The following is a 12,660-nucleotide window of genomic DNA, read 5'->3' on the forward strand; positions in this document are numbered from 1 at the left end:
CACAATAACGCAATGACAGAGCCCGATCTCCACGCAGAAGCCCTCGCCACGTTCGACCGCCTGTTCGACCAGGCGCAGGCCGTCGGCGAACCCGATCGCACCGCGATGTACCTGGCCACCGCCACCATCGGCGGCGTCCCGTCATTGCGCACCGTGTTGTTGAAGGCGCACGACGAGCGCGGATTCGTGTTCTACACGCATCTGGACGGACGCAAGGGCTGCGAACTGCAATCCAATCCCTTCGCCGCGCTGCTGTTCCACTGGCCGCGCATCGGCGATGGCGTGCAGGTGCGGATCGAAGGGCGCGTGCACACCGTGCCGGACGAGGAAGCCGACGCGTACTTCGCCTCGCGCCCGCGCGACAGCCAGCTGGGTGCATGGGCCTCACGCCAGTCGGAAACATTGGAAAGCCGGGACGTGTTCGAGCAGCGCATCGAACAGGCGCGCAAGGAATTCGAAGGACGCGACGTGCCGCGGCCGGTCGGCTGGACCGGCTTCCGCGTGCGGCCGCGCCGTATCGAGTTCTGGTACGCGGCCACCTACCGTCTGCACGAGCGTTGGCTGTACGAACGCGACCAGGCCGGCGTCTGGCGCAAGCGGATGCTGTATCCGTGAGCCTCTCGGGGCCGCAACGGATCGTCTGCCTCACCGAAGAACCCACCGAGACCCTGTACGCGCTCGGCGAACAACATCGCATCGTCGGCATCAGCGGCTTCACCGTGCGGCCGGCGATCGCGCGCAAGGAAAAACCGAAGGTCAGCGCCTTCACCAGCGCCAAGATCGAAGAGATCCTGAAGCTGCGGCCGGATTTCGTGATCGGTTTTTCCGACATCCAGGCCGAGATCGCCGCGGAATTGATCCGGCGCGGGGTCGAGGTGTGGATCAGCAACCATCGCAGCGTCGATGGCATTCTCGATTACATCCGCCGGCTGGGCGCGCTGGTGGGCGCCTCCGAAAAAGCGGGTGCTTATGCGGACGAATTGCAGCGCGGACTTGATGCCATCGCGGCCGAGGCCGCGGGGTTCGCGCGTCGGCCGCGCGTCTATTTCGAGGAATGGGATGAGCCGCCGATCACCGGCATTCAATGGGTCGCCGAGCTGATCCGTATCGCCGGTGGCGAGGACGTCTTCCCGGAGCACGCCGCCGAACCGCTGGCGAAGCAGCGCATCCTGGCCGATGCCGGCGAGGTGATTCGTCGTGCGCCTGACATCATCCTCGGCTCGTGGTGCGGGAAGAAGTTCCGTCCCGACAAGGTCGCGGCGCGCGCGGGTTGGGAGGCGATTCCGGCCGTGCGCGACGGTGAGTTGCACGAGATCAAATCGCCCGTGATCCTGCAGCCCGGGCCGGCCGCACTGTCGGATGGCGTGCGAGAGATCGCGGCGATCATTCGGACGTGGCAAAGAACCCACGCTTAGACATGAAGCGCCGTCATCCAAGTGAAAGCCGGGATCCATTTGCTTTTCAACGCGCGGGAAAGGGATCAGGCAGAAGTCAAAATGGGTCCCAGCTTTCGCTGGGATGACGAAGGAGGGGGTATTCCTGGCAGGCCGCTCCATCGGCCACCATATCTGCGATCATGTCCGCCACTCCATTCCCGAATTCCCGAGCCAACGCATGAATGCATCCACCCAACAGGACATCGGCAAGTTCATTTTGCGCATCGTCTTGGGTGCATTGATCCTGCTGCATGGTATTTCCAAGCTCAAGCACGGCCTGGACCCGATCGAGGACATGCTGCGGGCGCACGGCTTGCCGCATTTCCTCGCCTACGGCGCGCTGGTGGGCGAAGTGGTGGCGCCCGTGTTGCTGCTGCTGGGCTGGTACTCGCGGATCGGCGCGGTGCTGGTGGCGGTGAACATGCTGTTCGCGTTCGTGCTGGCGCATACGGGACAGCTCGGCCAGCTCAATGGTCAGGGCGGCTGGGCGCTGGAGTTGCAGGGCATGTTCCTGTTCGCGGCGGTCGCGATCGCGCTGCTCGGCCCCGGGGGCTATGCGATCAATCAGCGTTGATGACACCGCGCGTTGATAATGGCGGGTGCTGACGGCAGTCGGCGCTCGATGCCGCGCCCTCAGCGCGGAAAGAAATCGCGATTGAACTGCAGCGTCGCGCGGCGGCCCGCGCCGGCATCCACGGCGATGTCGAAGCGCAGCGTGTCGGGCGCGATCACCGTCGCGGTGCCGACGTAGTCGACGAATTCACCACTGCGCACCTCGCGCATGGCGATGGTCTGGCGCTTGCCGAGCAGATCGGTCGCCGTCGCCGTCACGCGGGCCGGCAATGCGGTTTCCTGTGCGCCCGCGGCCAGGCGCACACCGACCATCAGCATGACCGCGTTGTCGTCGCGGACGATGCCGTATTGCTTCGCCACCGCCTCGCCGAGCAGGGCGGCCGGGATCGCGTTCGCGCGCACCGTCGCATCGCCCGCGCGCGCGAGGGCTTCCTCGCGCGCCTGTGCGTTTGCGTGCTCGCGCGCGGCGTCCGGACTGCCGCCGCCGCAAGCCGTCAACAGCAGAAGTGCGAACGTCCCTGCTGCGATGAGCGCGGTGTGCCGATACAACTCACGCATCCGCATCGTTGGCGGCCGACAGCTGCCTGCCGCGTTCAGTGGCATTGCGGATGGCCTGCGCCACGAGATCGCGCAGGCCGCCGGCCTCGAAGGTTTCGACGGCGGCCTGCGTCGTGCCGCCGGGCGAGGTCACGCGACGGCGCAGTTCCGCCGGCGCCTCGCCGGATTCGGTGAGCATGCGGGCCGCGCCAAGTACCGTCTGCAGCACCAGCGTGCGTGCCGCCTCGCCGGAGAGGCCTTCGGTTCGCGCCGCGGCTTCCATTGCTTCCGCCAGCAGGAACACGTAGGCCGGGCCACTGCCCGAAACGGCGGTCACGGCGTCCATGCGCGCCTCGTCCTCGATCCAGACCGTCGCGCCGGCGGCGGACAGCAGCGTTTCGGCCTGCGCGCGTCCTGTGGCGTCGACCGCGGCGTTGGCGAACAGGCCGGTCACGCCCGCGCCGAGCAGGGCGGGCGTGTTGGGCATGCAGCGCACGATCCGGATCGTGCCATCGTGCAGCTCGCCTCCGCCTAACCAACGCGCCAGTTGCGCACTGGTGATGCCGGCGGCGATGGAGACGATCAGCGGACGCGCGCTCTGCGCCAGTGGCGCGAGCGCTTCGCACACCTGCCGCATCACCTGCGGCTTGACGGCGAGAATCCAGACGGCGGCACCGTCGGCGGCTTGACGATTGTCAGAGAAGACGTGAACGCCGAAGTCCTTCGCGAGGCCGTCGCGCAGCACATCCATCGGCTCGGCGACGCGGATCGAAGCCGTCGACGTGCCGCGCGCGACCAGACCGCCGATCAGGCTGCGCGCCATGTTGCCGCCGCCGATGAAGGCGATGGGGCCGGAGTGAGAGTCTGAAGTCGGCATGGACGAAATCACTGGAACGGAAGGCTCAGGATAGCAATCCCGTCGAGCGAGGCGGCCAGTCGCTCAATTGCGTTTTCCGAACAGGGCCGTGCCCACGCGCACCAGTGTCGCCCCTTCATCGACGGCCAGTTCGATGTCGTCGCTCATGCCCATCGACAGCGTATCGACGTGCGGATGTTCAGTGGCGAGTACCTCGAACAGGTGCCGCATGCGTGCGAAGGCGGCACGGCGGACGGCTTCCTCCGGCGCAGGCGCGGGAATCGCCATCAGGCCGCGCAGGCGCAGCCGAGGCTCGGCGGCGATGGCCGCGGCGAGCGATGGGACTTCCTGCGGCGTGCAACCGTGCTTGCTGGTTTCGTCGTCGATGTTGACTTGGATCAGGACATTGAGCGGCGGCGATTCGGCCGGGCGATGGCGGGCGAGGGCGGTGACAAGTTTGGCGCGGTCGACGGTCTGCACCCAGTCGAACGCGGTCGCGGCCTCGCGCGCCTTGTTCGATTGCAGATGGCCGATGAGATGCCATTCCAGCGGCAGGGCTCGCAGTTCGACCTGCTTGGCCAGCGCCTCCTGCACGTAGTTTTCGCCGAATGCGTGCTGGCCGGCGGCCGCCAGTTCAGCGATCGCGGCGGCGGGCTGTGTCTTGGAGACCGCCAGCAATCGCGGCGCCGGCCGACCCGCACTACGTGCGGCATCAGCGAGCCGTTGCGTGACGCGGTGCAGCGCTTGAGCTAACAAAGCCGGATACCCTTGCAAGTTGTTGCGGCTGGATTTTGCCCTGGGGACCGGGGCTATACTGCCGCGTGGGGACCCACTCGTTCCAGTGGGTTGTACCAGGGGAGCATGCGTGGATATTGCCGAACTGTTGGCGTTTTCCGTCAAGAACAAGGCGTCCGACTTGCATTTGTCGGCCGGATTGCCGCCGATGATCCGAGTGGATGGCGATGTGCGCCGCATCAACATTCCGGCGCTCGATCACAAGCAGGTGCACGCGCTGGTCTACGACATCATGTCGGACAAGCAGCGCCGCGACTACGAGGAATTCCTCGAGGTCGACTTCTCGTTCGAGATTCCAGGCCTGGCGCGCTTCCGCGTCAACGCCTTCAACCAGAACCGGGGCGCAGGCGCGGTGTTCCGTACCGTGCCCTCGGACGTGCTTTCGCTGGAGGACCTCGGCTGCCCGCCGATATTCCGCGATCTGATCAACCAGCCACAGGGGCTGATCCTGGTCACCGGCCCGACCGGTTCGGGCAAGTCGACCACGCTGGCGGCGATGGTCGATCACATCAACAAGCAGGAATACGGCCACATCCTCACCATCGAGGACCCGATCGAATTCGTGCACACCGCGCAGAAGTGCCTGATCAACCAGCGCGAAGTGCATCGCGACACACACGGCTTCAACGAGGCGCTGCGTTCGGCGCTGCGTGAAGACCCGGACTACATCCTGGTCGGCGAATTGCGCGACCTGGAAACCATCCGCCTGGCGCTGACAGCCGCGGAAACCGGCCACCTGGTGTTCGGCACGCTGCACACTTCCAGTGCCGCCAAGACCATCGACCGTATCATCGACGTGTTCCCCGCCGGCGAGAAGCCGATGGTGCGTTCGATGCTGTCCGAATCGCTGCGCGCGGTGATCTCGCAGGCGCTGCTGAAGAAGGTCGGCGGCGGCCGTACCGCGGCGTGGGAGATCATGGTCGGCATCCCGGCCATCCGCAACCTGATCCGCGAGGACAAGGTCGCGCAGATGTACTCCTCGATCCAGACCGGCCAGCAATACGGAATGATGACGCTCGACCAGCATCTGCAGGATCTGGTCAAGCGCGGCCTGGTCACGCGCCCGCAGGCGAAGGAATACGCCAAAGACAAGCGGTTGTTCGAATAACGGGAGAAGAGAGACGGCAGACGGGAGACGCAAGCGCGCCGCACCGGATTCCACGTCTCCCTCATCCCGTTTTCCGTCTATCGGAGTTTCGCCATGAGCACCATCGACTTCACCTCCTTCCTCAAGATGATGGCGCACCAGAAGGCGTCGGACCTGTTCATCACCGCCGGCATGCCGCCGTCGATGAAGGTCAACGGCAAGATCTCGCCCATCACGCAGAGCCCGCTCACCCCGCAGCAGAGCCGCGATCTCGTGTTGAACGTGATGTCGCCGCCGCAGCGCGAGGAGTTCGAGCGCTCGCACGAGTGCAATTTCGCGATCGGCGTGGCTGGCGTGGGCCGGTTCCGCGTCAGCTGCTTCTACCAGCGCAACCAGGTCGGCATGGTGCTGCGTCGCATCGAGACGCGCATTCCGACGGTGGAGGAGCTGAGCCTGCCGCCGATCATCAAGACGCTGTCGATGACCAAGCGCGGCATCATCATCTTCGTCGGCGCCACCGGCACCGGTAAATCGACCTCGCTGGCGGCGATGATCGGCTACCGCAACCTGAACTCGACCGGTCACATCATCACGATCGAGGACCCGATCGAGTTCGTGCACAAGCACGAGGGCTGCATCATCACGCAGCGCGAGGTCGGCATCGATACCGACAGCTGGGATGCGGCGCTGAAGAACACGCTGCGCCAGGCGCCGGACGTGATCATGATCGGCGAGGTGCGCACGCGCGAAGGCATGGACCACGCCATCGCCTTCGCCGAAACCGGCCATCTGGTGCTGTGTACCTTACATGCCAACAATGCAAACCAGGCGATGGACCGCATCATCAACTTCTTCCCGGAAGACCGCCGCAAGCAGCTGCTGATGGATCTCTCGCTCAACCTCAAGGGTGTGGTCGCGCAACAGCTAATTCCGACGCCCGATGGCAAAGGGCGGCGCGTGGCGATGGAGATCCTGCTCGGCACGCCGCTGATCCAGGACTACATCCGCGAGGGCGAGATCCACAAGCTCAAGGAAGTGATGAAGGAATCCACCAATCAGGGTATGAAGACCTTCGATCAGAGTCTGTTCGAGCTGTATCAGGCTGGCGACATCAGCTACGAGGACGCCCTGCGTTACGCCGACTCCGCCAACGAAGTGCGCCTGTCGATCAAGCTCGCGCAAGGCGGCGACGCGCACACGCTGGCAAAAGGATTGGATGGCGTGGAAGTGGCGGAAGTGCGGTAATCGATCCGCGGTTCTTTCAGCGCTCTAAATTCCGATGAAATGCTGTCCAACGAGGTTCAGCGGCTCGACAACTTCAGCCCTTATCAGTTGGTTGGACAGCGTTATGCCCTGCGTTATGGCATTTTCGCCAATGTCACCGACGGCAAGATCCATCTCGATTTCAAACGGCTCAACAATCTGGAACGTGCCCGCATCGATGCCATCCAGGTCTTGTGTCGCATGTAGGTGCTGAAACAGGATCGGCAGTGATTGCGCGTCGGCCGGAGTTCCCGGCCGACGTCGTTTCCGACGCACTGCGTTGCGCATCCTTGGCTGGCGCAACGCCGCGGCTGCTGGCATGGTGGCCGGCATGACCGTCCCCGCATCCGGCGCCTATGTGCGCCGCCTCGGTACCTGGGACGCCGCGATGATCGTGATCGGCGGCGTGATTGGTGCCGGCATCTTCCGCACGCCCGCGACCGTCGCCGAGCGCACGGATTCGGGTTGGCAGGTGCTGTTGTTGTGGGTGCTCGGCGGGCTGCTCACGCTGGCGGGTGTGCTGAGCTATGCCGAACTCGGCGCGCGACGTCCGCAGGCGGGCGGCACCTATGTCTATCTGCGCGAGGCCTTCGGTCAGCTGCCGGCTTTCCTATTCGGCTGGACGATGGCGCTGATCAACTATCCCGGCAGCATCGCGGCGGTGGCCACCACCTTCGCCGACTATCTGTGCAAGGCGCTGGCGTTGCCGCAGTTCTGGATCAAGCCGGTCGCGGTGGGGGCGATCGCGTTTCTGGTGAGTGTCAATCTGTTCGGCATCCGCGCCGGTGCCTGGGTGCAGAATCTGTTCACGGTGCTCAAGCTGAGCGTGGTCGCGTTGCTGGTCGTGGTCGGATTGGTGCTGGCGCGCGGGCATCTCGGTGGGATTCTGGACACCAATCTCGCGCATCCGGTGTCCTCGGGCGCTTTCGTCAGCGCGATCGTGCCGGTGCTGTTCGCCTACGGCGGCTTCCACTATCTCAACGATCTGGCCGGCGAAGTGCGCGAGCCGCAACGCACGCTGCCGCGTGCGTTGGCATTGGGAATGATCGGTGTGGTGCTGGCCTACGTGCTGGTGAACGTCGCCTACCTGGCTGGTCTCGGCCATGCCGGGTTGGCCAGTAGCCAGGCGCCCGCGGCCGATCTGATGAGCCGATTGTTCGGCGCGCAGGGCGCGACGCTGATCGCGGTTGGCATCGCCTGTTCCACGTTCGGCTACTGCAACATCGCCATTGCCGGTGGTGCGCGCGTGCTGCAGACGATGGGCGCCGACGGCATGTTCTTTCGCGCGGTCGGCCGTGTCGAGCCACGCACGCATGCGCCGCAGGTGGCGCTGCTCGCGCTTGGCGCGTGGGCGATCGCACTGACGTTGTCCGGCAGCTTCGGCCAGCTGCTGAACTACACCACGGTGGGCGAGTGGCTGTCGCATGCGTTCGGCATCGCCACGCTGTTCTGGTATCGCCACGTGCTGAAGGATGAGCCGCCGCCGTATCGTGTGCCGGGCTATCCATGGGTGCCGCTGCTGTTCGTGCTGACGGTGCCCGGCGTGATCCTGGCGACGGCGCTGGACAATCCGCGCGACGTCGGCATGAGTCTGGTGATCATCGCGCTGGGTGTGCCTGTGTACATGGGATGGCGCGCATGGACGCGTCGCACGGTGCGATAGACGGAGCCGATGGTCGCCATCGATGGCGACGCGATCCCCGACGATGCGCGGCGTTTGAGCAAAACGCGTTGCAACAGTCTGTTGTCGGCTCCCCGGACTTGGGAAAAGCCCCCGCGATCCCCTTATCCTTATCGCGACCTTTACCTGACTTGGCGGACAATACCGCCCATCCCCGATAGGAGAACGCACGTGGCCCATACCCTCCCCGAACTGCCTTATGCCTACGACGCGCTCGAGCCCCATATCGACGCGCAGACGATGGAAATCCATTACACCAAGCATCATCAGACCTACATCAACAACCTCAACAAGGCGCTGGAAGGCAGCGATCTGGCCGACAAGCCGGCCGAAGCGCTGATCGTCGATCTCGACGCGCTGCCGGAGAAGATCCGCGGCGCGGTGCGCAACAACGGCGGCGGTCACGCCAACCACAGCCTGTTCTGGACGGTGATGTCGCCCAAGGGCGGCGGCAACCCGGTCGGCAAGGTGGCCGAGCATATCGACAGCGACCTCGGCGGCTTCGACAAGTTCAAGGAAGCCTTCACCCAGGCGGCGCTCACGCGCTTTGGCAGCGGTTGGGCCTGGCTGAGCACGGACAAGAGCGGCAAGCTGCTGGTGGAAAGCAGCGCCAACCAGGACAACCCGCTGATGAAGGGGATCGGCTCCGGCAATACGCCGATCCTGGGCCTGGACGTGTGGGAACACGCCTACTACCTGAAGTACCAGAATCGCCGTCCGGACTACATCGCGGCGTTCTACAACGTGATCGACTGGAACGAAGTCGAGCGTCGCTACCAGGCCGCCGTCGGCGCCTGAGTCGAGAAGTTGTTTGCTACGGGTCCTTTCCTCGTTCGGGGGAAGGACCCGTCAGTGACCGGAGTGCCGATCAGAACTTGAAGTTGGCGCGGACGCCGGCGTAGCCGGTGAAATCCCCCGTCCTCACATCGTAGTTGCCCCGTCCGGTCAGGCCCAGCGTAGCGCCGCCCTCGCCCTTGAAGCCGAGGCCGGTTTCGCCGCCGACATTGGTGATGCCGTCAGTATCGAAGCCCATGTTGCCCTTGGCGTAGCCCGAGAGGTTGTCGCTGAAGTCGTGGGTGAGGCCGAGCGTGGCGCTGCCGTTCTTGAACCCGCTGACGGCATCGAAGTTGGCGGTGCCGCCGAACGTGAGCGAATCCACATCGGTCAGGCCGAGGCTGGCGTTGAGCGAGGCGCCGTAATTGGGCGTCGCTGCAGTCCCGAAGGGACCGGCCGTCAGGCCAAGGTCGAAGGAGTTGATCTGGCCGGGCATGCTCACTTCGCTGGCATATCCATATTTTCCGGTGAGCGACACGCTAGGCGGACTGAGTCCCATCCTGGCCGCGAGACTCGCGTTGACCGTCGTGCCTGTGTAGTTCACGCCGAGATTCACGCCGACGGCGCTGATGTCGGTATTGGCGATGTTGGTCGTGTTGAAGCCGTCGATGCTGAAGCTCGGCGAGAATGCATTGATTTCCTGCACTGTCGGCGTCGTCGGCGCGGTGGCCGTCGCGATGTCCGCATAGGTGGGGCTGGAAGGAATGCCCCCGAGCGTGTTCAACGACGAGAAGTCGAGCGTCGGCGTGTTCACCTGCATGGTGTTGAGCTGGGAGAGCACGCCCGTCGGAATCGACAGATCGATGGGGGCGGGGTTGATCTGAGTGACCGCGGGGGGCGGCGCGGCATTGACGGCCGCGGCGGCAGCCGCCATCTGGGCTTCCGCTGCCTCGGCAGCCGCTTGGCTTTCTTGCGCGCGGGAGGCCGCGGAATCTTGGGAACCGGATGCGCCGGAAGCACCGGAACTGGCGTCTGCCATGAGAAGCCCTCCTTGTGAAAGTCGTTGCGCAGGGCATCAAGCTCTGCGTGAAAACGTTTTCAATTTCGGACCATAGCAATTCTCCCGGGCGAAGACAGCTAGGGCGTACCCTAGGCCGGCAGGTCGTGATCGGTGATTCCGGCCCTTCAGGGCAGGGAAAGCGGGGCTAGCGAGCGGTTTTTCCGCGCGCCGCCTCGATCTTCTTCAGGACCGGGCATCCCGGCCGATGCGCGCCCGGCAGGTAGCCCAGGCTCATCAGGAATTCCCCGGTGATCTCGCCGCCGGTGAACTTGAAGGTCTGCTTGAACAGCTTCACCCAAGCCGCTTTGTCACGCTGCTTGCCGTCGACCGATACATGCGCGTCGAGCCATTCCACGAAGCCGCCGTGCGACTTGCGCAGGCCGCGCACGATCTGGGCATTGTGGATGGCGGCGTCGATCTTCAGGCGATTGCGGATGATGCCGGGATCGGCCAGCAGGCGTTCCCGATCCTTCTCCTTGTACGCGGCGATCCTGTCGACGTCGAAGCCGTGATATGCGAGATGGAAGGCCTCGCGCTTGCGCAGGATGGTTTCCCAGCTCAGTCCGGCCTGGTTGATCTCCAGCAGCAGACGTTCGAACAGAACCGCTTCCTCGCGCTGCGGAAAGCCATATTCGGATTCATGATAGGGCCCGTGCAGCGGATGTCCGGGCGCGATGTCGCAATAGCTGGCCATGTGCGCAGGATAGCGGATGCCGGATTGCATGATCTCGATGATGCAATCGCAGTGCAGCATTCCGGAATCGTGATTCGCGCATTCCGTCCGGGGTTGCATGGGCATTCGCGCTCGGGCGACCATGGGGGATCGCCACCGGAAAGATTGCCCATGGAAATCGCCGATCGTCGTGTCGCCACCGTCCATTTCACGCTCACCGACGAGCAGGGCCAGCAGATCATCACGACCCATGGGCACGATCCGCTGGTCTATCTGCACGGCACCGGCAAGATTGTTCCTGGCCTGGAGGAGGCGTTGACCGGCAAGCAGCCGGGCGATCGCTTCAAGGTGACGGTGCCGCCGGAACTCGGTTTCGGCCCGCGCCACGATGCGCTGGTGCAGACGCTGCCGCTGAGCATGCTGGGCGAGAACGCCTCGGTGCCGCAGGTGGGCAAGAAACTGCTGGCGCAGACCGCCAGCGGACCGCTCAATGTCGTGGTGACGGCGGTGGCGGGCGACCAGATCACGGTGGACGGCAACAATCCGCTGGCCGGTCGCACCTTCCATGCCGAGCTGGAAGTCGTCGACGTCCGGGTGGCGACGCCGCAGGAAATCCAGTTCGGGCTCTGATCGCCTGAAGCAAGCGGGTTTCCCGTAAGCCATTGAGTGCGGGGCGGGATGGAAGGCTCGTCCGCGAGATGGCATTTTGTCCACGGGTTCACCAGGACGCGATCGACGGCGCGGAGGCAGATTTTCTCTCGCAAATTCGCCGCTTCGCTCTAAAATGCCGCCATGTCCAGCATTTCGCTCCCGCTCGCCAATCAGCTGCTGATCGCGCTGCCGTCGCTCGAGGATCCCAACTTCTCGCGCTCGGTCGCCCTGATCTGCCAGCACGATGGCGATGGCGCGATGGGTGTGGTGGTGAATCGTGCCTCCGAGTACACCCTCGGCGACGTGCTGCAGCAGATGGGCATCGATACCAACGACGACACGCTGCGCGGTCAGGCCGTGCTGGCCGGCGGGCCGGTGCATCCGGAGCGTGGTTTCGTGATCCATGACGGTGCGCGTGCATGGGATTCCAGTCTCGCGATCGCCGAAGGCCTGTTCGTCACCACTTCGCGTGATGTGCTGGAGGCGATCGCGCGCGGCGAAGGTCCCGAGCGCGCCGCGGTCGCACTGGGTTGCGCGGGCTGGGGCGCGGGACAGCTCGAATACGAACTCACCGAGAACAGCTGGCTGACGGTGCCGGCCGACGCCGACCTGCTGTTCGCGACGCCGCTGGAAGCACGCTGGCAGACCGCCGCGGGCCGTATCGGCGTCGACATGACGCGTATGGCCGATTACGCCGGTCACGCATGACATGACAGCCGACGCGATCAAGCCGGACGGCACCGTGCTCGGCTTCGACGTCGGCGCGCGCAGGATTGGGGTCGCGGTCGGCAGTGCCTTCGGCCACGGCGCGCGCGCGCTGGCGGTGATCGACGTGCATGGCGATCAGATCGACTGGAATGCGATCGACAAGCTGCAGCAGGAATGGCGGCCCGACGGGTTCGTGGTCGGCGATCCGATGACGCTCGATGGCGGCGACCAGCCGATCCGCAAGCGCGCGCACCACTTCGCGCGCGAGTTGCGCTCACGTTACGCGAAGCCGGTGGTGCTGATGGACGAGCGCGCCAGTTCGATCGAGGCCGCGCAGCGTTTCGCCGTCGATCGCGCCGAAGGGCGCAGGCGCCGTCGTGACGCGGTGGCGCTGGATGCGGTCGCGGCGGCGGTGATCGTCGAGCGCTGGCTGGCGGCGCCGCAGGATGCGACGACGTTGAATTAGCTTGTTTTTTCCCTTCTCCCTCCGGGAGAAGGTGGCGCGAAGCGCCGGATGAGGGAGGAGAATGACTTGCCGGGGAAGTTCCCGTGAGCCTGAGTTTCCT

General features: G+C 64.9%; 16 protein-coding genes. 10 read left to right on the forward strand and 6 right to left on the reverse strand.

All coding sequences use genetic code 11. The features are described from left to right. Nucleotides 1-12 precede the first annotated feature (12 nt). The 3 genes from pdxH to AC1RNP_RS04740 all read left to right on the forward strand — a co-directional run bounded on the left by pdxH (nucleotide 13) and on the right by AC1RNP_RS04740 (nucleotide 2,010). Nucleotides 13-615, forward strand: coding sequence for a pyridoxamine 5'-phosphate oxidase (gene pdxH / locus AC1RNP_RS04730; protein ID WP_493050091.1), 603 nt, complete (start codon nucleotides 13-15; stop codon nucleotides 613-615). Then, entirely contained in the window at nucleotides 612-1,415 is an 804-nt protein-coding gene (locus AC1RNP_RS04735; protein ID WP_493050092.1) for a cobalamin-binding protein, read from the forward strand. The genes pdxH and AC1RNP_RS04735 overlap by 4 nt, the downstream gene beginning before the upstream one ends. A 199-nt stretch (nucleotides 1,416-1,614) precedes the next feature. Continuing rightward, nucleotides 1,615-2,010: a DoxX family protein gene (locus tag AC1RNP_RS04740; RefSeq protein WP_493050093.1), complete on the forward strand. Its 396-nt coding sequence runs from the start codon at nucleotides 1,615-1,617 to the stop codon at nucleotides 2,008-2,010. 59 nt (nucleotides 2,011-2,069) lie between these two features. Here AC1RNP_RS04740 and AC1RNP_RS04745 read toward each other — a convergent pair whose 3' ends face one another. The 3 genes from AC1RNP_RS04745 to AC1RNP_RS04755 form a co-directional block, all read right to left on the reverse strand. Next, a complete protein-coding gene (locus AC1RNP_RS04745) occupies nucleotides 2,070-2,558 on the reverse strand; it encodes a DUF4426 domain-containing protein (RefSeq protein ID WP_493050094.1) in 489 nt (162 codons plus the stop codon). Nucleotide 2,559: 1 nt separating this feature from the next. Then, on the reverse strand, nucleotides 2,560-3,423 hold the full coding sequence (gene proC / locus AC1RNP_RS04750; RefSeq protein WP_493050095.1) for a pyrroline-5-carboxylate reductase: 864 nt from the start codon (nucleotides 3,421-3,423) through the stop codon (nucleotides 2,560-2,562). Between the two features lie 63 nt (nucleotides 3,424-3,486). Then, nucleotides 3,487-4,143, reverse strand: coding sequence for a YggS family pyridoxal phosphate-dependent enzyme (locus AC1RNP_RS04755; protein WP_493050291.1), 657 nt, complete (start codon nucleotides 4,141-4,143; stop codon nucleotides 3,487-3,489). A gap of 124 nt (nucleotides 4,144-4,267) precedes the next feature. Between AC1RNP_RS04755 and AC1RNP_RS04760 the strand changes: the two genes are divergently transcribed. After that, complete coding sequence (locus AC1RNP_RS04760) at nucleotides 4,268-5,305, forward strand: type IV pilus twitching motility protein PilT (RefSeq protein WP_493050096.1); 1,038 nt, start codon at nucleotides 4,268-4,270, stop codon at nucleotides 5,303-5,305. Nucleotides 5,306-5,398: 93 nt separating this feature from the next. After that, nucleotides 5,399-6,529, forward strand: coding sequence for a PilT/PilU family type 4a pilus ATPase (locus AC1RNP_RS04765; RefSeq protein WP_493050097.1), 1,131 nt, complete (start codon nucleotides 5,399-5,401; stop codon nucleotides 6,527-6,529). Nucleotides 6,530-6,553: 24 nt separating this feature from the next. Here AC1RNP_RS04765 and AC1RNP_RS04770 read toward each other — a convergent pair whose 3' ends face one another. Further along, on the reverse strand, nucleotides 6,554-6,880 hold the full coding sequence (locus tag AC1RNP_RS04770) for a hypothetical protein (RefSeq protein WP_493050098.1): 327 nt from the start codon (nucleotides 6,878-6,880) through the stop codon (nucleotides 6,554-6,556). On the opposite strand from AC1RNP_RS04770, the gene AC1RNP_RS04775 reads away from it, so the two are divergent. Together AC1RNP_RS04775 and AC1RNP_RS04780 are read left to right on the forward strand one after the other, a co-directional pair. Further along, complete coding sequence (locus AC1RNP_RS04775) at nucleotides 6,879-8,210, forward strand: APC family permease (protein WP_493050099.1); 1,332 nt, start codon at nucleotides 6,879-6,881, stop codon at nucleotides 8,208-8,210. The two genes, AC1RNP_RS04770 and AC1RNP_RS04775, sit on opposite strands and share 2 nt — an antisense overlap. 189 nt (nucleotides 8,211-8,399) lie before the next feature. After that, nucleotides 8,400-9,026 carry a superoxide dismutase gene (locus tag AC1RNP_RS04780; protein ID WP_493050100.1) on the forward strand — a complete coding sequence of 209 codons (627 nt, stop codon included), beginning with the start codon at nucleotides 8,400-8,402 and terminating at the stop codon, nucleotides 9,024-9,026. A 70-nt stretch (nucleotides 9,027-9,096) separates the two neighbouring features. Here the strand turns inward: AC1RNP_RS04780 and AC1RNP_RS04785 are convergent, their stop codons facing one another. Together AC1RNP_RS04785 and AC1RNP_RS04790 are read right to left on the reverse strand one after the other, a co-directional pair. Beyond that, on the reverse strand, nucleotides 9,097-9,936 hold the full coding sequence (locus AC1RNP_RS04785; RefSeq protein ID WP_493050101.1) for a hypothetical protein: 840 nt from the start codon (nucleotides 9,934-9,936) through the stop codon (nucleotides 9,097-9,099). Between the two features lie 271 nt (nucleotides 9,937-10,207). Next, nucleotides 10,208-10,756, reverse strand: coding sequence for a DNA-3-methyladenine glycosylase I (locus tag AC1RNP_RS04790; RefSeq protein WP_493050102.1), 549 nt, complete (start codon nucleotides 10,754-10,756; stop codon nucleotides 10,208-10,210). A gap of 150 nt (nucleotides 10,757-10,906) precedes the next feature. Here AC1RNP_RS04790 and AC1RNP_RS04795 point away from each other — a divergent pair, with 150 nt between their 5' ends. The 3 genes from AC1RNP_RS04795 to ruvX all read left to right on the forward strand — a co-directional run bounded on the left by AC1RNP_RS04795 (nucleotide 10,907) and on the right by ruvX (nucleotide 12,560). After that, nucleotides 10,907-11,365, forward strand: coding sequence for an FKBP-type peptidyl-prolyl cis-trans isomerase (locus AC1RNP_RS04795; protein WP_493050103.1), 459 nt, complete (start codon nucleotides 10,907-10,909; stop codon nucleotides 11,363-11,365). 162 nt (nucleotides 11,366-11,527) lie between these two features. Beyond that, nucleotides 11,528-12,094 (forward strand): YqgE/AlgH family protein, encoded by a 567-nt coding sequence (locus AC1RNP_RS04800; RefSeq protein ID WP_493050104.1) that lies wholly within the window; start codon nucleotides 11,528-11,530, stop codon nucleotides 12,092-12,094. 1 nt (nucleotide 12,095) lies between these two features. Continuing rightward, nucleotides 12,096-12,560 carry a Holliday junction resolvase RuvX gene (ruvX, locus tag AC1RNP_RS04805; protein ID WP_493050105.1) on the forward strand — a complete coding sequence of 155 codons (465 nt, stop codon included), beginning with the start codon at nucleotides 12,096-12,098 and terminating at the stop codon, nucleotides 12,558-12,560. Nucleotides 12,561-12,660: the final 100 nt, after the last annotated feature.

This window comes from Luteimonas sp. GW821-FHT14E02 (genome assembly GCF_058803905.1).

Coding starts and splice junctions, on each gene's coding strand:
- AC1RNP_RS04795 (WP_493050103.1), top strand. CDS start 10,907: ATGGAAATCGCCGATCGTCGTGTCGCCACCGTCCATTTCACGCTCACC.
- AC1RNP_RS04770 (WP_493050098.1), bottom strand. CDS start 6,880: ATGCCGGCCACCATGCCAGCAGCCGCGGCGTTGCGCCAGCCAAGGATG.
- AC1RNP_RS04785 (WP_493050101.1), bottom strand. CDS start 9,936: ATGGCGGCTGCCGCCGCGGCCGTCAATGCCGCGCCGCCCCCCGCGGTC.
- pdxH (WP_493050091.1), top strand. CDS start 13: ATGACAGAGCCCGATCTCCACGCAGAAGCCCTCGCCACGTTCGACCGC.
- ruvX (WP_493050105.1), top strand. CDS start 12,096: ATGACAGCCGACGCGATCAAGCCGGACGGCACCGTGCTCGGCTTCGAC.
- AC1RNP_RS04775 (WP_493050099.1), top strand. CDS start 6,879: ATGACCGTCCCCGCATCCGGCGCCTATGTGCGCCGCCTCGGTACCTGG.
- proC (WP_493050095.1), bottom strand. CDS start 3,423: ATGCCGACTTCAGACTCTCACTCCGGCCCCATCGCCTTCATCGGCGGC.
- AC1RNP_RS04800 (WP_493050104.1), top strand. CDS start 11,528: ATGTCCAGCATTTCGCTCCCGCTCGCCAATCAGCTGCTGATCGCGCTG.
- AC1RNP_RS04790 (WP_493050102.1), bottom strand. CDS start 10,756: ATGGCCAGCTATTGCGACATCGCGCCCGGACATCCGCTGCACGGGCCC.
- AC1RNP_RS04740 (WP_493050093.1), top strand. CDS start 1,615: ATGAATGCATCCACCCAACAGGACATCGGCAAGTTCATTTTGCGCATC.
- AC1RNP_RS04765 (WP_493050097.1), top strand. CDS start 5,399: ATGAGCACCATCGACTTCACCTCCTTCCTCAAGATGATGGCGCACCAG.